This is a genomic window from Herpetosiphonaceae bacterium (genome assembly GCA_036374795.1).
Taxonomy (GTDB): Bacteria; Chloroflexota; Chloroflexia; order Chloroflexales; family Kallotenuaceae; genus LB3-1.
In genome coordinates this window covers 21355-41870 of record DASUTC010000056.1, presented here as the reverse complement: position 1 = coordinate 41870, position 20516 = coordinate 21355, and the positions used below count along the sequence as shown (strand labels likewise).

Annotated in this window: 9 protein-coding genes; 1 reads left to right on the top strand and 8 read right to left on the bottom strand. The window is 67.4% G+C overall.

What is annotated here, in order from left to right; all coding sequences use genetic code 11:
- The first annotated feature begins 1204 nt into the window (after positions 1-1204).
- Positions 1205-8134: an RHS repeat-associated core domain-containing protein gene (locus tag VFZ66_03620; GenBank protein HEX6288249.1), complete on the top strand. Its 6930-nt coding sequence runs from the start codon at positions 1205-1207 to the stop codon at positions 8132-8134.
- A gap of 365 nt (positions 8135-8499) precedes the next feature.
- Here the strand turns inward: VFZ66_03620 and VFZ66_03615 are convergent, their stop codons facing one another.
- The 8 genes from VFZ66_03615 to VFZ66_03580 are packed head-to-tail and all read right to left on the bottom strand — an operon-like array spanning position 8500 to position 20371.
- Positions 8500-10863 (bottom strand): hypothetical protein, encoded by a 2364-nt coding sequence (locus tag VFZ66_03615; GenBank protein ID HEX6288248.1) that lies wholly within the window; start codon positions 10861-10863, stop codon positions 8500-8502.
- Positions 10856-11266 (bottom strand): hypothetical protein, encoded by a 411-nt coding sequence (locus VFZ66_03610; GenBank protein ID HEX6288247.1) that lies wholly within the window; start codon positions 11264-11266, stop codon positions 10856-10858. The genes VFZ66_03615 and VFZ66_03610 overlap by 8 nt, the downstream gene beginning before the upstream one ends.
- Before the next feature lie 58 nt (positions 11267-11324).
- Positions 11325-11855 (bottom strand): hypothetical protein, encoded by a 531-nt coding sequence (locus VFZ66_03605; protein HEX6288246.1) that lies wholly within the window; start codon positions 11853-11855, stop codon positions 11325-11327.
- A gap of 10 nt (positions 11856-11865) precedes the next feature.
- Positions 11866-13413 carry a hypothetical protein gene (locus VFZ66_03600; protein HEX6288245.1) on the bottom strand — a complete coding sequence of 516 codons (1548 nt, stop codon included), beginning with the start codon at positions 13411-13413 and terminating at the stop codon, positions 11866-11868.
- Positions 13414-13416: 3 nt separating this feature from the next.
- Positions 13417-15498, bottom strand: coding sequence for a hypothetical protein (locus VFZ66_03595; GenBank protein HEX6288244.1), 2082 nt, complete (start codon positions 15496-15498; stop codon positions 13417-13419).
- A complete protein-coding gene (locus VFZ66_03590; GenBank protein ID HEX6288243.1) occupies positions 15499-18474 on the bottom strand; it encodes a hypothetical protein in 2976 nt (991 codons plus the stop codon).
- Positions 18471-19067 (bottom strand): hypothetical protein, encoded by a 597-nt coding sequence (locus tag VFZ66_03585; GenBank protein ID HEX6288242.1) that lies wholly within the window; start codon positions 19065-19067, stop codon positions 18471-18473. Before VFZ66_03585 ends, VFZ66_03590 begins: the two co-directional genes overlap by 4 nt.
- Positions 19067-20371 carry an NlpC/P60 family protein gene (locus VFZ66_03580; protein ID HEX6288241.1) on the bottom strand — a complete coding sequence of 435 codons (1305 nt, stop codon included), beginning with the start codon at positions 20369-20371 and terminating at the stop codon, positions 19067-19069. The genes VFZ66_03585 and VFZ66_03580 overlap by 1 nt, the downstream gene beginning before the upstream one ends.
- Positions 20372-20516 lie beyond the last annotated feature (145 nt).

Genomic DNA, 20516 nt, shown 5'->3' with positions numbered 1-20516 from the left:
CGAGCCACCCCACCACGCCGACGCACCATCGCCATGATCCAGCGCTGGCTCCGATGACGTACAGGACCCACCCGCAGGGCCGTGTTGGCACGGCTCGGTTCAGCAGCGCCGCGTCCTGCCGGAAGCTGATCGTGAGAGTCGCGATCTGGACAATCTTCACTGCGCGGACCCACGTGCGCGGCTCAGTCGCTTGGGTCAGATCCGGGGCATGGCGGTGGACCCCTGCTCCCCACATGAAGATGCCAGCGCCACCTCATCTAATCGCATAACAGTATCGCTTTTGGATCGGAAACCGATCCCACAGCCGGGCTGGGATGTGGTGTACTCCCTCTACCGATGATGTGCCAGGCTATCGTGCGTCTGGAAAGCTGGCACGGTAGCCACGTCACGGGTGATCTTCGATGGATCGGCGCGGAGCAGAGATCATGTGGCCGGGATGCGCCAGGCTCGCTCAGCAGCAGTCCAGCGGTCGATATGGGTGCGTGTTCCAGCCGCCAGCGGAACCATCCCAACCAGAGGCTGACGCCCGGTTGCCGATGCATCGGCGACCAGCAGTGAAGCACCCAAGGCGTGCGTAAGACCCGCTGCCGGGGAAAGCTATCCTGCAGCTATGCACCTGCCACTGCTGATCCCAACCTGGTGGCTGACTCAAACCGTCAGCGATCGTTCAGACCCAGGTATCGCTCGTCTGGGAGGACCATCGTCCTACATTCGGTTCATTCCATCTAGGATACGCTGAGGCGCATTCACGGTTGTGCTCACACCATCATCCCGGTCCGCGTCCCGATGCCTGGTGCTCCCCGGCACCAGTGCCGCGTGGAACGGTACACGTCCAGTTTGCCGAACTGCTCCCCCGACCATCCCCCCTGGTCGCTCCTGATCCGATCGCGCATGCCTGACCGCGTGCGTCACGCTGAAGGAACTCGCTATGCTCACGGCTGTCTATCGCTGTCTGTCGCTGGTGTTCATCGTCGTCTTGCTCCCGGTGTGGCCTGCATCGCCCACGCGCTCTGCTGCCGCGGTGGACCGTACGGAATCTGTCCCCGCTGCCCCGCCGCGCCCCGAAGCGTCCACGGCACCGACTCCAGCCCCAGCCGCACCACCCGTGACCATGGCCACAACGCCGACCGCCTGTACCTTCGCGCCGATCGCCCTTTACCGAGATACGCTCGCCACGGCCGTACCGGGCAGTGAGCTTGTCGATATGCTGAACGGCACTGGAGCCGGGAACTTTGGCTGGCTCTCCTGGACCGGGAAGCAGGACACACCCACGCTGGCGCGCAGCCTGACCCCGCCGGGCGATAGCCAGACCTATGTCAATCCCGACGATCCGCAGGATCACCATCTGTCGCTCGGCGAGTGGGTGCGCGGCACCACCGGCGTTGGCACCAGCAGCGCCGTGCGCCAGGCCCTGGATCAGCGGCTCGCGGTCGAAAGCATCGTGCCAGTCTGGGATACGGCGAGCGGGAGCGGGAGCGGCACGCGCTATCATGTGGTCAGCTTTGCGCGGGTGCAGCTCACCGCGTATCAGTTGCCGGGCCAGCACCGGATCTCGGCGCGCTTCCTGGGCTGGCAGATCTGTGACGATCCCGCCCTGCCGAAGATCAATCAGCCGCCCACGGTAGACGCGGGACCGGATCAGCGCATCGACGACCCCGCAGCCACCGTGGCGCTCACAGGCACCGCAGAGGATGATGGCCTGCCCGCGAACACGGTGGCGCTGACCTGGAGCGTGGTCTCCGGCCCTGGCACCGTGACCGTTGCCGATCCCCAGGCCGCGACGACGACCGCAACATTCAGCGCGCCTGGGGTGTATGAGCTGCGGCTCACCGCCAGCGATGGCGAGGCCGAAGCCAGCGATACCGTGTTGATCGTGCTCCTGCCTGATAATCAGCCGCCGATCGTGGATGCAGGGCCGGATCAGCTCATTCCATCGCCCCTGACGATCTTGCCGCTGATCGGCGAGGTCCGCGACGATGGGCTGCCGACCACCGCCACTCTCAGCGTGCAGTGGGCGCTGGTTGACGGTCCGGGCACGGTCACGTTTGGCACGGTGGATCAGCCGGAGAGCACCGCCGCGTTCAGCGTGCCCGGCGTCTATACGCTGCGGCTGACCGCCGACGATGGTCTGCTCACGGGCGCTGACGAGGTGCAGATCACGGTGGCGCGCCCCACGCCAACGGCGGCGCCCACGGCGACCGCCACCGTCACCCCAACGCCGACCAACACCCCAACGCCGACCAACACCCCAACGCCGACCCCAACCCCCATCAATCAACCTCCGTTTGTCGATGCGGGCGCGGATCAAACCTTGACCCTCCCGACCATCACCGCAGCTCTTGATGGCCGGGCCATCGATGATGGTTTGCCTGCGGACGGAACGTTGCAGATCCTGTGGAGCCAGGTGAGCGGACCGGGAACCGTCAGCTTCGGGGATGCCGGTGCCGCCACGACCACCGCCACCTTCCGTACCGCCGGGATCTATGTGCTCCGGCTGACGGCACGCGACTCGGCCCTGTCAAGCAGTGATGATGTGGTGATCACCGTCGCCAACCCAGCCAGCACGCAACCGGGCGGTATCTTTATCACCGGGCATGATCCCGACTATCACGCCTACAGGGGCTCCAATGCGCTCGGATCTCAGCACATTATCCAGCGGGCGATCACCTATGTGACCTGGGGCAAAGCCAACCCGAAGATCTTGTTGGTCACGGATCTGCGCAATCCGAACGGCGATCAATCTGACCCGCGGCTCGGTCTCCAGGCCGCCGGATTCACCTCCTATGCGCTTGCCGATTATGGGTCTGGGACAGCCGGGGTGCTTGACCTCCGCACCGTGAACTTCAGTGCGTATGATGTCGTAGTCGTCGCCTCCGACTATGGCGGCTGGTTGCGTCAGGACGAGCTCGACATCTTGAATAGTCGGTCGATAGAGCTCTTGAACTTTGTCAACGCGGGCGGCGGTCTGGTGGCGTTCAATGAGTCGGGCAACCGGAGTGCCGGCTTCCGCGTGTACACCGGGACGACTCGGGATCGATTCAAGTTTATCCCCTTTGTGATCAGCACCGTCGGCTTCAATCAGACCGAGGTCGGGATTATCGTGACCCCTGCCGGCGCAGCGATGGGTCTGACCAACGCCGATCTCAATGGTAATGCCTCCCATAGCGTATTTCAGCAGGCCGGCGGCATGGACGTGATTAATGTTGACTCGCGCGGGCAGTTCTTAAGCCTCGCCATCCGCGGAAAAAATCTGACGCCAGGAGGTATCGGCAACAATCCCCCAGTGGTCAACGCCGGGCCGGATCGCCAGGTCGCCCTGGCGGATACGCCGATCACCGTGCAGGGAAACGTCAGTGATGACGGCTTTCCCCGCAACAGTACCGTGTCGGTGGCCTGGACGCAGGTGAGTGGGCCAGCGCCCGTGACCTTTACTGATCCAACCCAGGCAACTACCAGCGTGCATCTGAGCGCGTTAGGCACCTATGTCCTCCGACTCACGGGCAGTGACTCGCAGCTTACCAGTAGCGATGATGTCACGATCACGGTCCTGCGCGATCCACCACCACCAACGATGACCCCAACGGTCACGGCCACGCCAACGGCGACACCCACACCGACCAATACGCCGACGCCCACGCCCACGCCGGTCCCGCCACCGCCGCAGCTTGCGATTCCGGGCTGGATCGCCGGTCCGACGAATGGGACGGCGATCAGCGGGAGGGTGCCGATCACGCTCCTTCCGGGCATGACCCTCGCCGACGGCACGCTCGACTACTGGCCGGTCGACGATCCCAGCCGGGTCACGACGATCGCGACCCAGATCACCGGCAGCGGCACGATCGGCACGCTCGATACGACGGTGCTTGCCAACGGCGCGTATCTCATTCGGCTCCGCGCCACCGGCGCCGATGGTCGCACCCTGTATAGTGGCATTCAGGTGACGGTGAGCGGCGAGTACAAGCCGGGCCGGGTCGCCTTCAGTCTCACCGACCTGACCGTGCCGATTACCGGCCTGCCAATCACGATCGGGCGCACCTACGATAGCCTGGAGCGCCATCAGGTCGGCGACTTTGGGCATGGGTGGAAGCTCACGGTTGGCAGTCCGAAGCTCACGGTGGACAGCGCCAAGAACGTGACGCTGACCCAGCCGGGCGGCAAGCGCGTGACCTTCGCGTTCACGCCACGCTCGTCCGGCGGAATATTTGGCTATCTCTACACCCCGGCCTACACGCCCGAAGCCGGGGTCTATGGGAGCCTCACCGCCAACGGATGTTCGCTGCTCGTGCGCTCCGGTGGGCAATGGCTCTGCTTCCTCGCAGCGTCCACCGACTACCGGCCAACCACCTACACCTACACCGATCCCTATGGTCGGGTGTATACGATGGGCGCGGATGGGTCGATGCGGTCGATCAAGGAGTTGACCGGCACCACGCTGACCTTCAGCCGCGATGGGATCACCAGCAGCGCCGGCAATCTGAACGTGCCGTTTGTGCGCGATGCGCAGGGCCGGATCACCACCGTGACCGATCCCGACGGCAACGTGTATCGCTACAGCTATGATGCGGCAGGGAACCTGGTCGATGTCACGCGGCCCGGCGTTGCGACGCCCGAAAGCTACGCCTACGACGCCAGCCATCTGCTCACCAGCGCCGTCGATCCCCGCCGGGTGACCGTGGCGACGGCCACCTACGATGCCCAGGGACGGTTGACGAGCGATACCGATGCCTTTGGCAACACTACACGGTATAGCTATGATCTCGCCACCCGCACGACCCGGATCACGCTGCCGGATGGCGGCACGGCGATCACGACCTTCAATAGTGCGGGCAAGCTCCTCAGCGAGACCGATCCGCTCAGCCGGACAACCAGCTTTGTCTACGACAGCAATCTCAACCAGATTGCGGAGCGCAATCCGCTGGGCCAGACCACCACATCCACGTATAGTACCAAGGGTCATCGCACCTCCATCACCGACCCGCTCGGCAACACCACCCGCTACACCTATACGCCCTACGGCGGCGTGACCAGCCTGACCGATCCGCTGGGGCAGGCGCTGTTGATTAGCCCGACCGCCAACTCGTTCCCTGCCCGCGTGATGGATAGCCTGGGCGTGCTCGGCGAGGCCACCTGGGATGCGCGGGGCAATGTGTTGAGTCGCACGAATGGCAATCGGCATCGCACAACGTTCACCTACGATGCTGTTGGCAACGTACTGAGCGAAACCGACGCGCTCAGCGGCACCACGACCTACAGCTACAGCCTGCTGGGGCTGCGGCTCAGCGAGACGGATGCCCTCGGCACTACGACGCGCTCGACGTACGACCCGCTGGGCCGGCTGCTGAGTGTGACCGATCCGCTGGGGCAGGTCACAAGCTACGAGTACGACGCGAGCGGCAACACCACGGCCGAGATCGATGCCGCTGGTCGCCGCACCCGCTATGAGTACGACGCCACCAATCGCCTGACGAAGGTCATCTATCCCGACAATACCACCGAGCAATACACCTACGACTGGCGCGGCAACCGCTTGACCGAAACCGACCCGGCGGGGCGAATCACCCGCTACGAGTATGATGCCGCCGGACAGCTCATCAGCACCACGTTCACCGACGGCGCGGTGATGCAGAGCACCGTGCGTTACAGCTACGACGCGACGGGGCGTCCGATCAGTGAGACCGATGCGCTCGGTCACACCACCACCTACACCTACGATGCCGCTGGTCGCGTGCTGTCGATCACCGATGCGCTTGGGCACGCCACCACCTACACCTACAACGCGCTGGGCCAGCGCGTCACGATGACCGACGCCAACGGGCATATCACCCGCTACACCTACGATGTGCGCGGTCGCTTAATGCTGACGACCCATCCCGACGGCACCACCAGCCGCGCGACGTATGACGCCGCTGGCAATCAGGTGAGCGCGACCGATGAGGCGGGCAACACGACCGGCTACCGCTACGATGCCGTGGATCGGCTGCTGGCGGTGACCAATCCGCTCGGTCAGGCGACCAGCTACCGCTATGATGCGCTGGGCAACCTGACCGAGATCGCCGATGCCAACGGCCATACCACCGGCTTCGCCTACGATGCGCTCCAGCGGCTCACGAGAAAGACCTGGGCGGATGGATCGTTCGAGGTGTTTGGCTACGATGTCGTGGGCAACCAGACCAGCCATCGCCTGGCGGACGGGCAGACCAATACGTTCGCCTACGATGTGGTGGACCAGTTGGTCACGGCAACCTACGCCGACGGGCAAGCCGTCAGCTACACCTACACGCCGGTCGGCGAGCGGGCAACCGTGACCGACCGCCGGGGCGTCACCCGCTACGCCTACGATTACCTGGATCGGATCACCGAGATTGCGCAGCCCGATAACCGGACGATTCGCTACAGCTACGACGCGGCGGGCAATCGGCGCTCGCTGACCACGGCGGCGGGTACGACCACCTACGCCTATGACGACGCCGATCGCCTCAGCAGCGTGACCGATCACGAGAATGCGACGACCACCTATCGCTATGATGCGGTCGGCAACCGCACGCAGCGCAGCTATCCGAATGGCGTGGTGACCGACTACACCTACGACCAGCGCGACCGCCTGATCGGCATCATGCAGCGGAACGCCGCGCAGGGGGTGATCGCATCCTACACCTACACGCTCGATCCGGTCGGCAACCGCACGCGAGTCACCGAAAGTGACCAGCGCACCGTCGAGTGGCGCTACAACAGTGCCTCCCAACTCACGAGTGAGACCGTCCGTGGAAGCAGCGGCGGGCTCGTCTCGCAGACCAGCTACACCTACGACGGCGTGGGCAACCGGCTGACCGAGACGGTAGGCGGTCAAACCACCGCGTACCGCTACAACGTGCTGGATCAGGTCATTTCGGCGGGGACTGAGCAGTATCGCTACGACGGGCGCGGCAACCTGGTCGAGATCGACGACGGCGGCAGCGTCACCAGCTACCGCTACGACGCGCAGGATCGCCTGACGAACGTCACCATCCCCGGCGCGACCAACGCCAGCTTCGGCTATGATGCCGATGGTCGTCGCGTCAGCAAGACGGTCGGCGGTGCTACCACGAACTACCTGTGGGATGAAGTTTCAGTCTACGGCGACGTGGTCCTCGAAACCGGCAGCAGTGGCGTGTTAGCAAGCTACGTCCTCGGCGATTCGGAGTTGGTGTCGCAGACTCGGTCGGGTGCCACCAGCTACTACCTGGCCGATGCCCAGGGCAGCACGCGCGCCCTGACGGATGGCGCGGGCAGTGTGACCGACCGTTACCGCTACACCGCGTATGGCACGGTGGAGGAGCGGCAGGGGACGACGGTCAATCCCTACCAGTACACGGGGCAGCAGTCCGACGCGGAGACCGGGCTGACCTACCTGCGCGCCCGGTACTACAATCCAGCAGACGGACACTTCTTGAGTCGCGATCCGGCGCCGGTCAATCTCCGCAACCCGATCGAGCTGAACCGCTACGGCTACGTGCATGGCAACCCCATCAACTACGCCGATCCGTCCGGCCTCTTCCAGGTTCCTCAACCAGAGCCGAAAACTACTACCCGCTCGGGCGCTGGTGGGCCTGCCGGAGAATATGCGGGCTTGCTGGGGATCATCGTCCGTATTATGGGAGCGCTGATTCGACTAAGTGAGGAAGTCAGGTGTAAATTCCAGTACGTCACCAGTGTCATCATGGCGGTGAACAAGGATAAAGTCGGTCTGTTGATATTAGAGCAGATCGTACCAAAACGATGCATCATTCCGATCGTCAAGTATTATCGCAAAGGTGCGGGACTGGACGAGACGTCAGCGCATATTCAAGCTGCGCAAGATGGGAGCTATCCAATGCTGCTCACCTTTAATGGCCTCGCACACGCAGATACAAAAAACAATCGTGAGGAGGCATGTTCGTATAAGGCCAAGAAGGGGCTTGGTCTCAAACCGACCAATCCCAACAAACTCTCGTGTGACGAGTATCCATTCGCATCAACTCAGCAAGGCGGCGCGGATGTATCCATACGTGCCGTGCCGATGACGGAATTCAGACCTCAGGGAACTTTGATGAGCGGATTCTACATAAGGAACAAGATGAAGCGAGGCGATCCCTTCGCTGTGATTGTTATCCCGTAACGGAGCAAGCTGCTTCTTGTACGAGGACACGTCGAGCTATGCTGCTCGACGTGTCCTCAAGCTTTATCTACGAAGCTCTGCTGTCTTGTCATGAAGCAATCAGAGGTGTATGTCATCTGGATTCAGCACCATGGGAAGCCTCCTGCAACAGTGGAGTCACGCGATCGTGGTATCCGACAAATTCGCGAGCACATTTTTGCAGAAGGTCATGACACCGGATGACTCGATTACATCTCCTATGTTCGCGAGAAACATTGAGAACGGACGACTTCGTAGACCAAGGAGTTCCGCGCTCGTGGTCTACGAGACTTGTATGCACGGGTATGCAGGCTGATGGTGCTTCGCAGGGAGCCGCTTCGCCACCCCTATGTCCCCGCGAACACCCGCAACTCGGCATCCGTCGGCTCCACGCGTCCCACGAAGACCTCATTCTGGCGCTGGTCCTCGCCATCCGACTCCCAGACCAGGACGCATTCCCCCTGCCCAAGCTGCTTGATCTGCTGGACATGCGCCGTACGCAGCCCATCGACCACATGCCCCAGCCGCTTGGCGGGCTCGGCGTCCTGGCGGAAGATGATCTTGATGGTCGCGTTCTGGAAGATCGAGAGCATCGCCTCATCGGCCACGCCGCCCTCCGCGCCCAGGTAGGTATGCGCGTCCTGGTCGATCGTCCAGAAATGCCCATTGAACGTCCGCCAAGTCTTCGTGGCCTCCGCCGCGAACGTCGCCAGCCACGGCACCCGCCGCATGTACTGGAACTCGTCGATCGCCGAGACCAGCGGACGCGACCGGTCGCGCAGCGGCGAGCGGATCGCTCGATTGAGCGCCGCGAATGCCTGGCCGTAGAAGAAGGTCCGCAGCTCGCCGTCAGGAATCGCGCTGAAGTCATACGCGGTCACATCATGGGTGAAGTTCCAGTCCACCGTCGTCCGCGCGTTGAAACTCGCCCCCAGCGAGCCCCGCACCAGCCGCAGATTGATCTCCGTGGCCACCCGCTGGGCGAGTGCTGCGGCTTCGCGCTCACCTTCCGTGTGGAGCTGCCGTGCCACCGTCGCCAGACCATCACACAGGTCGGTCAGCGTGGGCGTGCGATCGACGGTGAGCGTTTCGAGATCCACGCCCGCATACAGGTGCTGGAGCGCGAGATCCAGGATGCCCCGCTCCAGGCTCGTCCACTCGCGGGCCAGAAACACGACCTTGCCGTCGCCTCCGGGGCGGCTGGTGCCGAGCAGCACGCTGAGCTGCGCCGTCACATGCGCGATCTGCTCGCCGAGCGACGGCGGCCGCCCCTGCGCGTCGCGGGTCGCCACCACATCCAGCACGTTGACCTGCTGGCGCAGATCGAGCACGTAGCGCGCGCCACAGCGCCCCGCCGCTTCCACCAGCCGCCGCGAATGGCCCTGTGGCTCGTAGATCACCACCTGACAGCCCAGCGCCGCCAGGCGCGTCGCCCAGGTATTGAAGCCGAAGGTCTTGCCAGAGCCAGTCTTGCCCAGGATCACGGCGTGGCCCGCGCGTCCCGGCGGGAACGGGTCGAACAGGATCGGCGTGTCGCCCTGAAGCAGCCACAGGATACCATCGGTGCGATCCGGCTTCCGCAGGCCAAACGGGACCGTCACCGCCACCCCGTGACTCGGAATGCGGCGCGGGCGCGCCGCCGACTCGATCCGGCTGGTCGGCGTGGGGCCAAAGAACTGGAGGAGCGGCCCCTGCCCATAAGGTGGACGCATCAGCTTCAGGCGCGATCCCCCGGCGGCGATCACCTGGCGCACCTGCCGGTGGAGCTCGTCGAGATCCCGGCCCTGCACCGCGACGATGACGCGGACATCATGCAGCTGCTGGGTGTCAAGCAGCTCCTGGATCTCCTTGGCGGCACGGTAGCGCTTCAACACCTTATGATCCCGCGCCCCCTCGCGCGCCAGGGTATTCTCGGTCACGGCGGCGGTATGCTCGGCCTGCCATTCGCTGCGCAGGCGGGAGACAGGGGCGATGTCGACACAGATCGCGAGGTCCATGTCGAGGCTCAGCAGCCGGTGCAGGGTCCGTACATCCCAGGTGCCGGCCAGATCATAGCTACACAGGAGCGCCACATACGGATGGTGCAGCTCGACCGGCTCCAACCACTGGGCCTGCTCGACATACTCGCCCGGCAGCAGCGCGGGGAGATCGGCGACGTGGACCGCCGTATCGAAGGCGTTGGCGACCAGATCGGCCTGATCCTCCGGGCGCAGGCCGTCGGGCAGCCACGCCAGCAGATAGTGCTGCAAGCCGCGGAGCGCCACCTGATGCATTAGCAGGTCATACAGCTGGTGGTAGTCCTTGAGCCAGCGCCGCCAGCTCAGCGGCTGGCCCAGCGTATCCAGCGCCGTGGCCCAGGTCGCGTGGTGCTGCCGAGCGTGCCCGCCCAGGGCTCCCTCCAGCTCCCGGCGTAATGGCCCTGGCAGCGCCGCAACCGCCTGCTCCAGGCCCGTCATCGTCGCCGGATCGTCCCAGCGACCCACCAGCTGCGCGATCGGGGCAAAGCGGCTGGCCCGCAGATCCAACGGCTGCAACCGCTCCGTAATGCGCTGCTGCGGTGCCCGCAAGTCGAAGCGCCGCGTCATCGAGATGATGCGCAGGTGGCCTTCCTGGCTGGCGAAAAACGGGGTCCACTGCTCGTCGAGCGACCATTCCTCCTCGCGCATGCCCTGGTCAAACGATTGGACGACGAGGATCACCGGCTCAGCCATAGGGCGCATCCTCCGGACGATAGGGGCGCAGCAGCACCTCGCCCTCGCGGTACACCGTCGGCATGGTGTCGTCGGATTCGGTGGCGACCGCCGCCTGGGGCCGGATCAGCGTGTGCCGGGCCAGGCGGCGCTGCTGAAAGCTGATCCAGAGCAGCAGGCGGTCGAGCACGGACAAGCCGCTCCAGCGGAACGTCACGACGACGCCCAGGGCGGCACCGCCGAGGACCAGGGCAGCCTGGACCCACAACTGCGCGTCCCAAAAATCCCCCGTGATCCCCAGGATGCGGGTCAGCTGCCAGGTGACGAGGCCGAGCACGCCCGCGCCGGCGGCATTCGCGGTCGTAAAAATGCCGAGCTGCCGGCTCTGGCCACGGGCATTCAAGTCTTCTTGATGGGTGTACATCGCACCAATCCCCAACGACACAGGGTGCGGGCGCGTCAGCGACGACGCGCCCCACCGACTACACGGAACGACGGACGACGACCGCCATCGCCGGACGCTCCGGGCGGCTGCTGCCCGAGTCCCGCGCGGCCTCAGCCTGCGAGATGATGAAGCTGACCACGAGGTTGAGGCCGGCCATGATCAGCACGCCGTTGCGCAGCATGCCGCGCATCTGGTTGTACACGTCGGGGATCACGCTCTGGAACCAGTAGGCAGCGGCCCACACCAGCGCGCCGATGCCGCAGGCGATCCAGACCCAGAAGACCAGCGAGCGCACAAAGTCCAGGGCGGCCTCCTGGGCGTCGGCGTCAGCGAACGGATTGCCCGGACCACCATCCTGGGCAAAGGCGAGGCGCGGCATGAGCACGAGGCTGAACAGGAGGACGAAACCAGCAACGCGGATCACCGTTGGACCGCGACGAAGAAGGATGGCAGACATACGATGGTTCTCCCGTGTGGAATGCACCAATGACGACGCCGACACGAACACCAACCAGCGCCGGTGCGCGGGCGGGCTGCGCGCAGGCCATGCACCACGATCGCTGAACACGGATACCTCCTTATTCCCAGCCGATCCGCGCGCGGTAGCCGGCCAGCGCCAGCTCCAGCGGTCCCCGCGCGCGATCGAGCGAAATCCCGATCGTCACCGTGGCTGGCTGCCCCGCCGACAGGGTCGGCGGCGACCACTCGATCGTGGCGATGACCGCGCCGCCCTCCCGGCTGACCGCGAGATCGCCGGGCAGCAGCGTCAGATCTGACGCACCGTCGGCGAGGGTCAGCGTCAGCGCAACTTCTAGCCGCTGCCGACCCTCCCGGCTGACCACGCGCGCCGCGCCCGGCTGCACGGTGACGCGCTCACGCAGCAGCTCGGCGCGGCGCACGGGCGCGGGCAGGTTGAGCGCCAGGCGTCCGGACAGGCCATCATCCAGGGCCACGTCCCACCCAGCCTCTTGCGTGCCGCTGGCGAGCGGGACGAGGTAGCGCAGTTCCACGCCGTCGCTGATCGGCGTCGTCGCGGTCGGCGACCAGGTGGTGCCGTCGGCCAGAATCAACGTCGTCCGCCCGATCTCGGCATCGCGCACCCGCAGATCCACCCGCATGCGCTCGGCGGGGATCGTCGCCGGGTCGGTGTCCGGCCCCCAGACGGCGACCTTGCTGATCAGCGCCGGATCGAGCGGCTGGCTGGTCTCGGTGGCGACGAGCGCCGCCGCCCGCAGCAGCTTCGGCGGTGAGACCGCGCAGTTCGCCACCACGAGATCCCGCGGCGTGGCCGTGAGATCGGCATGGAGCCGGTACGCCCGGCGACTTTCGGGTCCCGCCACCTGGATCTCCGTGCCAGCGGTCGCGACCGCTTGCTGCTGCTCGGACAGGCAGATCAAGAGCGGATAGCCCAGCGCCGCGCCGCTGATCGGGCGCTCCACATCGCCCACGGTGACGGTGCGGACCTGCCAGAGCGGGGCCGATTGCCGGCCGACCTGCGCCACTGGCGCTGCGGCTGGGGCGGCAGCACCGTCCACCGCGAAGGGACGCAAGATCAGCAGCCCGATGCTGACGATCACCAGGAGGACCCCGCCGATGGTGAACAGGCGGTAACGCTGGTGGCGCGACGAATCGCTGCCGAGCAGCAGGTAATCGTCATCGCTGGTCCGGCTGGCGACCGCGCGGTGGTTGAACTCGTTCATCCGATCGGGATGCTGCGCGCTCTCCGGCAGCAGCGCCATCCCGCTCTTCGCCACGTTGCCGTCCAGCTCCGCCGCGATCTGCTGAAGGAGCTGGCCCAGCACCTCCTCGCTATCCGGGATCGGCTGCCCCTGCTGCCGGGCCTGGGCTTCTGCCCGCCCCTGCGCCACGCGGCGGCGATACTCCAAGATCGCGCTCAGCTCCTGCCGCTCGGCGGCGGTCAGCCGCGCGCGCACGACCTCCATCGACGTGCCCGCAGCCTGCGTCAGATCATCCAGGCCCGCGCGCTCGGCCTGACGATGCTGGTGTTCCGCCTGCTTTTCGCGGAGAAAGGCGCGCCATTTGCGCCAGGTTGCCTCACTCTCGGCAAGCAGCTGCTGCTTCGAGAGCTGGGTGGTTTTGGCGCGCGGGGATCGTGCAAACGCCATCGGTTAGCCTCCCCTCGTGCCCGGCACGCGTACCGGGATCTGCGTGTCGGTCTCGCCCAGCGGTGACGCGACGCCCAGCGCTGGGATGCGGAGCAGCAGCGTGCTGCCCGCGGGCACGCTGAGCGACAGGCGCACTTTGCCGGAGCTATCCGTCAGCCCCTGCGTCAGCAGGCGCGCGGTCGCCGCCTGGACGATCTCCACACGCACGCCGCCGAGCGGCGTCCCACAGCTGCTTTGCCTGGCTCCAGCCCCACACACCTCGATCGTCAGGGTCCGCCCGACCGGACGTGGCGGCACGGCGGTCGGAAGCGGCTGCGGCGCGAGGTCCTCCACCGTCGCCGGGCGATCGCCCGTCGCCGGAATCGTCGGCGTCGGCGCGGCAGGCCCGCCTGGGTGCGGCGGCGTCGTGCCATCGGGCGTCGGCCCGGCGCTGGCACCCGGCGCGGGCACGGTTTCCAGGGGCCGGAGGTTCGGCCCCCACATCCAGCCGGGCGTCACGCTGTCGTCGGGCTGGACTTTGACCCAGCCGCGATAGCTCATGCCCAGCAGCCGCACGCGCGCGCCTTCGGGGTAGCTCGCCAGTTCGTCGCCGTCGGCGGGCGGCGCGGCCCCATACAGGCGCGTGCCGTCTTTCACCACGACGGCCAGGCCGGTGATCGACGCTTCCCGCACCACCTCCCGCTGATCGGTCGCCGGCTGGGTCGCCACGGCGGGCGGCAGCGGCGCGCTCGTCGGCGCGCGCGTTGGGACCGGGGTGGGCACGCTGGTCGGCAGCGGCGGCGCGGGTGGTTCCGGGCGTGCCGTTAGGATGGGCGTCGGCACGTCCGTCGGCGCGGGGGTCGGCGTGGGTGGCAGATCGCGCTGGGCCGCCAGCACCTCACGCAGCGCCGCGTGATCCGGACTGCCCGTAATCAGGCGGTAGCGTCCTGGTGGACCATCTGCGTCCGGCACAACGGGCGGATTGGCGCGCGCCGAGGACGCCACGACCAGCAGCGCCTCGCCCGTCCAGTCCGGGGTCAGGGTCACCAGACTGCGCAGCGTCCAGCCGGGCGCGCCATCGTCGTTGACGGCCTGCTGGCGCCAGCCCGGCAGCCGGCCCTCGCCGACGACCGTCTGCGCCGCGTCGGGCCGGTACAGCGAGAGATAGGGGTCCGCGCCGGGACCCAGGTCATAGGTCAGCGCGACAAACGGCACGCCGGCTTTGACCGGCACGCGCAGGAAGTCATGATCGCCCGCCGGGCAGGCGTGCGGCGCCGGGTCCGGGCAGAGGAGGCTCAGGTCATACGGCACGGCCCAGCCGATCCGGGCAGCGTGATCCCCATCGTAGTTATTCTCCAGCAGATCGCCAGCGAGCGGTGTCGGCACCGGCGGCGCGGTGGGCGTGCCCGGCGCGGGGGTGCCCGCCAGCGCGCTGGAGCGAACGCTCACGGTATAGACCCGACCCCGCATCTCGCCCGGTGCCTGATTCTTCACCTCCACGAGATACCAGGCATCGGTCGTGATCACGATCTCGACCTGGGCGTCGCCGGAGCCAGGCGCCAGGTCGTCATTCTCGGCGACGATCCGGCCCGTGTCCGCCGCGAGATAGACCTTCAGCACCGGATCGATGCCCGTCGCGCTGCTGGCGCGAATCGTGTAGTGGCGCTGGGCCTTCAGCAGCACGCTGTACACATCGGTGGTGCCATCCACGACGCTCAGGTTGGACACCTCGACCTCGGTCGGGATCGCGCAGGGTTGCACGAGCGTATTGTTCGGCTCGCAGGCGTCGGGTCCATACCCCGGCGGCAGCGCGGTGGGGGTCGGCGTCGGCGTCGCGGTCGGCGCGACGGTCTGGGTCAGCGTCGCCGTCGCCGTAGGCGCGGTCGTCGGTGTGGGCACCTCGGTCGCCGTCGCCGTTGGGGTGCTCGTCGCCGTGGGCGTGGGGACATCCGTCGGCGTGGGCGTCGGCGTCCAGGGCGCGGATTGCGCGACAGCCAGTCCGGGATCGGCGACGGTGGGCCGGAGCCACGGCGCCATCACTACCCCGCCGAGGAGCGCCAGGAGCAGGCCGGCGATCAGCCAGCGCAGCGGAACACGCACGAACATTTAACGACCTCTTTCTTTCGTCTGGGACCCGCGCGGCGCGGGCCGGGGTCCGAGCGTGGTCAACCGTCGCTGGTGGGCCCGCTGCCAGGGCCGCATGCCGCGATCGACGGGCGGGATCGGGGAGCCGGTTGGTCCGGTTCCAGCCGGGGGGATCGCTGGCGTCCTGTCCGCGGTCACGCCGGGAATCACGCGGGGCGTCCCTACCGGGGACGGTTCGACCATCCGTGGCGACACGCCGGGTGATCCGCTCGGCGGCGCGGCAGCACTCACCGCAGGCGTTCCCGCAGGCGCTGGCACGGCGCGGGCCGGAATACTCGACACGACCGGGGCAGGACCGAGCCCTGATCCCGTTGCCGTGATCTCCACCGCGGGTGCCGTCTCTGTCGGCGGTCCATCACCCGACAGGTGGGGGGCAGCCGGGGCGGACGTGGACACCATGGGTGGACTCGGCGGCGCAGCCGGTCTGGGCGGCACCGGCAACCCACCGACTGGCAGGCTGTTGATGGTGATCGACGGACGACCAGCACCGGCCGCATAGACGATCGACCGCTGCCCGCTGGCGCTTTGACTGCGCGGCGCGAGCGTATCCGCCGGGTCAGCTCCCGCCACGGCTCCGACACGGTGCGCCGGTGGCGTCAGGCGGAGGCCCGGCGCAGCGGACGCGATCCGTCCCGTTGGACGCGCCGGCTGGTCGGGCAGGGCCACCATGGTCAGGTGATCCGTGGTCGTCGCCGTCCCCAGCCCCGGCGCGGTGCTGGATGCCATCCCGGACCCGGTGGCATGGCCGGGAATAGTCCGCGGGTCGGCGGGCGCACGGAGCCACTGGCTCGACCGCGCGTCGGCGGGGATCGGCTGCGTGGGTCCGTCGCTTCTGGTGAGTGGTGGTCCGTTCGATTCGGCGCGATCGTCGAGCGGCTGTGACACCGGGGTCACGCCTGGCTGATCCCGATCGCCGTCCAGCGCCCGTGGCCGGTCGGGCGCGACGGGTGCGCCAGCGTGCCCAACCACCATCTGGGTGTCTGCCGGAGCAAGCGAGAGTTTCTTTCGGCGACGCTGCAGCCGACCACCCCGGGCGCGGCGCTGTGGCGCGGCGCGCAGCGGAGCGAGCGGCGTCCATGTCCCTGCCGGCGTGAGCCGCTGGGTGTCCGCCTCGTGAATTGATGCCGACGCTGCGCGCTGCGGACACACATGGATTCGCAGTGCCGCGGCAGTGAGGATCTGCCCACAGCCGGGACAGGCGCGCACCGCTTCCCCCGTGTACGGATCGACCGCCTGTGCAGGGGTGGCCGTGCCGGAAGGTTGCGCGCGGCGGGCGCGGCTTCCCGTGGACGGCGCTGCGGCGCCGGTCACATCGGGTGCGCTATCCGCCGGCTGGGCGTAGGCGCGAGTCTCGGCCCACGCGTCGTCAGCCGCCGCGATCGCCAACCGGTCGCCCAGATCGTCGCCGCCGAGGCCCCGCGCGCGCAGCTCCTCGACCTGGCCGAGCAGCCGCTCGTCGCCCAGCTTTTCGCGGACCATCTGGCGCGTCAGCCGCTGCCCAGTGCGCCAGCGTTTGAGCGGATTCACCGTCCGCTGCCCCCAGGCCGTCTGCGCGTGATCCGCCGCCTGCCAGCGTTCCAGGCCCAGCTCCCGCCCTTCGCGATAGGTGCTGACCGCATCCCTGGCGCCCAGCAGCGCCCCACCCGCGCCGAGCGCCGCCCCGGCCAGCAGCCCGGCCGGTCCGAGCATGCCTTTGAGCGCGCCGAAGGTCGCCGAGGGCGCCTGGCTCATCACGCCACTCACGCCCTGGGCCGCGGTGAGAAAGCTCTGCGCCGCCGTTTTCGTCTGCCACACCGCCACGCCACAGGCCAGCACGCCCAAGCCGCCGACGATCACCCCGCTGCCGCTCTGCGCCGCCAGATACAGGACGCCCAGCACCAGGGCCATCCAGAACGAGCCCAGCCACGCGGTCTTCCAGGTGGTGATAATCCCCTGCAGATGCTCCTTGAACATGCCCTCGGTCGCGACAAACAGCGCAAACAGCAGCCCGATCAGCAAGCCGATCCAGGTCGAGGCCAGCGCCAGCGCAAACAGCAGGTGCATGAGCTGCTCGATCAGGCCGGCGGCCGCCAGTGGCAGGCCCCAGCTCAGGCGCGCGACGCCGTCCCAGGCCAGCTTCTGCTTGCGCTGGCGCGCGTCGGGCTGCTCGTCGCCGATCTGGGTCGGCGGTGGGGCATACCGCTCGCCGAAGGCCACGGGGACATCCGCCCGGCCTTGCGCCTGATCCGGGCAGTGAATGTCCTTCGCATCGGCCCACAGGTAGTTCGCCGCCAGATCGTTGAGATACAGCCCCGGCGTCGCGCGCCTGGTGGACAGACCGGGACACACATCCTCGCCGTAGATCGTGTGCGGCGCGTCCATCGAGCTATCGTCGGCGGCATAGAAGTCCAGTTGCTCGGTGACACTATTGATACTGCTCTGGGCAATCAGCGCAAAGCCCCGTCCGGCGGAGACCCGGATCTGCTCGGTGGCGCTGACCGCCTGGCTGCCCACGTTGAACAGAAACATCGCGAGGCCGGCATACCAGATCAGGCGCTTGAGACGGACCCACGGGAGGCCGTCGACGAGCGCCTGTAAGAAATAGCCAACCACAAACAGCAGCCAGGCGATGGCGGCGGCGATCCAGAACGGAAACTGGATGCCGGCGATCATCGCGTCGAAGGCGGTGCCGAGCACCTCGGTGACGAGCCATTCGCGGAGCGCCTCGACATTGCGCGCGACCAGCAGCAGCGTCTGGTTGATGTCCCACAGCAAGGCCAGCAGCAGCAACTCGCCCTGGTAGAGCGCGGTATCCATGCACGCGCCGGGATCGGTCACGCCACACGCGGCCCGGGCGCGCGGCGGGACGAGCAGCCACCACACCACGACGAGGCTCGCCAGGCGGATGACCCAGCGGCGGGGCGGCAGCGAGCGACGGGTCAGCATCCACCCCATCATGCGGCCCTCCGCGCGCGGCGAATCGCGAGCGCCTGGGAGATGACCACCACGGCGGCGATGAGGGTCGCGACGGCCAGCACGAGCCAGCGGACCCACCGGTAGCTCGTTCGGGCGACCGCCTCAGGCACGGGGATCGGCGTGCCGGCGTCGAGCGCATCGCGCGCGGCTGGAGCCGCGCTGGCTGTCGTGATCGTCGGCAGCGGAGCGGGCGGCGTCTCCGGCTCGGCGACCGACTCAACAAAGAGCAGTCCATCACTCAGGCGCAGATCGATCGGCTGGACCACGCCTGCCTGGAGCGGGATGCGTAGGCCGCCCGCCGGATCGTTCTCGTCCATCAGCAGGGGTTGCCCGTCGGGCGCTGTCGCCCCCACGATCCGCGCGACGTCGCCCGGCAGGGGGGTGATCAGCGCCACCCCCTGCGCATCCGTCGGGACGGTGCGGCGCTGCTCGGCGGCGTCCACGATCTGGAGCTGCACGCCCGCGACGCCGCGATCGGCGAGATCCCGCACCCACACGCGCAGACCAGCCACAGGCGCGGCTTGGGCAGGAACATGCAGCGCAAGAAACAGCAGCAGCAGCGTCCACGCTGGCATCACGCACCTCCGCGCGGCGGCCGGGTAATGATCGCCAGCCGCTCTCGGTAATAGCGATTACCCAGGATGTTCTTGGCGATCACGACGCCGGTTGGGTAGCTGGCGGCATGAATCATGTCGCCGGTGCCGTCGCCGTCGAGGTCGCCCGCATACAGGCCCACATGCGTAATCCGCGCGCCGCGGCCCACCTGGTTAATCCCACCGAAGAGCAGCAGATCGCCGGGCTGGATCTGATCGATGGGGACCGCCGGGTAGTTCTTCTGATTCGCCGTGCCATGGCCGATCACGATCCCGGCGGCGGTATACGCGCCCCAGGTCAGGCCACTACAATCCCAACACGGATACGACGCGCAGGGCGGCGTGACCTGCCCCGATTCGGGCGTCCAGCCGCTGCACGTCGACCAGCCTTTGCCGCCCCAGCAGTATTGGCGGCCCAGCTGCTGGAGGGCGAAGCCGACCAACCGGTCACCGCCGACCGGTGCCGGCGGCGGCACGGCCTCGCGCCCCGCCTCGTCGTAGACGGCGGCGACCGTTCCGGCATGCGCACAGTCCGGGTCCTCGGCTGCCGTGAACTGCACACGGAGACTGCCGGCGCTCCTTTCGGTGGCATCCGGCGGATCGAGCTGGAGATCGAGCACCTGGACGCTCCCCGTCGGTGCAAGGATCGGCACCTGCATGGTGCGCTCACCCGTGAGGATCTGCGTATGCAGCGCCGCCTCGGAGGGCGCGATCCCGGCCGCCTCGGCGGCAGCGAGATCCCAGCGCCATGGCCCGCCTATCAAGCGGCCATCCGGGCGGCGGATGCTGCTGATCACCAGTTGCCGCGCCGGGTCGAACGGGACGGGTGCGCCGCGGTTGTGCCAGCGCGCGGTGATCACGAAGAGTTGCACCATCCCGGTGTCGCGAACGATCGGTTCGCCGCGGGCCTCCACCGTGAGCTGCACGTCGAGTGAGGGATGGAGGTTGATCATCTGGCCCAGATAGAAGCTGGTGCCGCTCTTGGTCTGCGGCGTGGGCCGCAGCACCGGCTGGCGTCCGATCTGGTTGTACGGCTCGCGCTCGTAGGGCAGCGTGTCCCGGTAGCGCGGGACCGGTGTGCCCTGCGGATTCACCTCCGTGCCGTCCTCGATGGGGATCGGCGGCAGGGCGGTTGGGGTGGGACAGGCCCAGCGCGGCAGGCCATCGGCCATCGGATTGACGGTGGCCGATCCAATGCAGCCCAGGAGGGGCAGCAGGAGCAGCATGATTCCCAAGGAGGTCCAGATCGTCGTTCGGCGCTGCGGTGGTAACGATGGTGGCGGCATGGATGACTCCCCATACAGTGCGCGAGACGCTGCCGCCGCGGGATCGGTCGGACGGTGGTGAGAAGGGAGGTCTCAACCTTCGCGCGCACCGCGCCCACGGACAGCACTGCTACGGGCAGCATACCCGAGCCGATCAGGGTGAGAC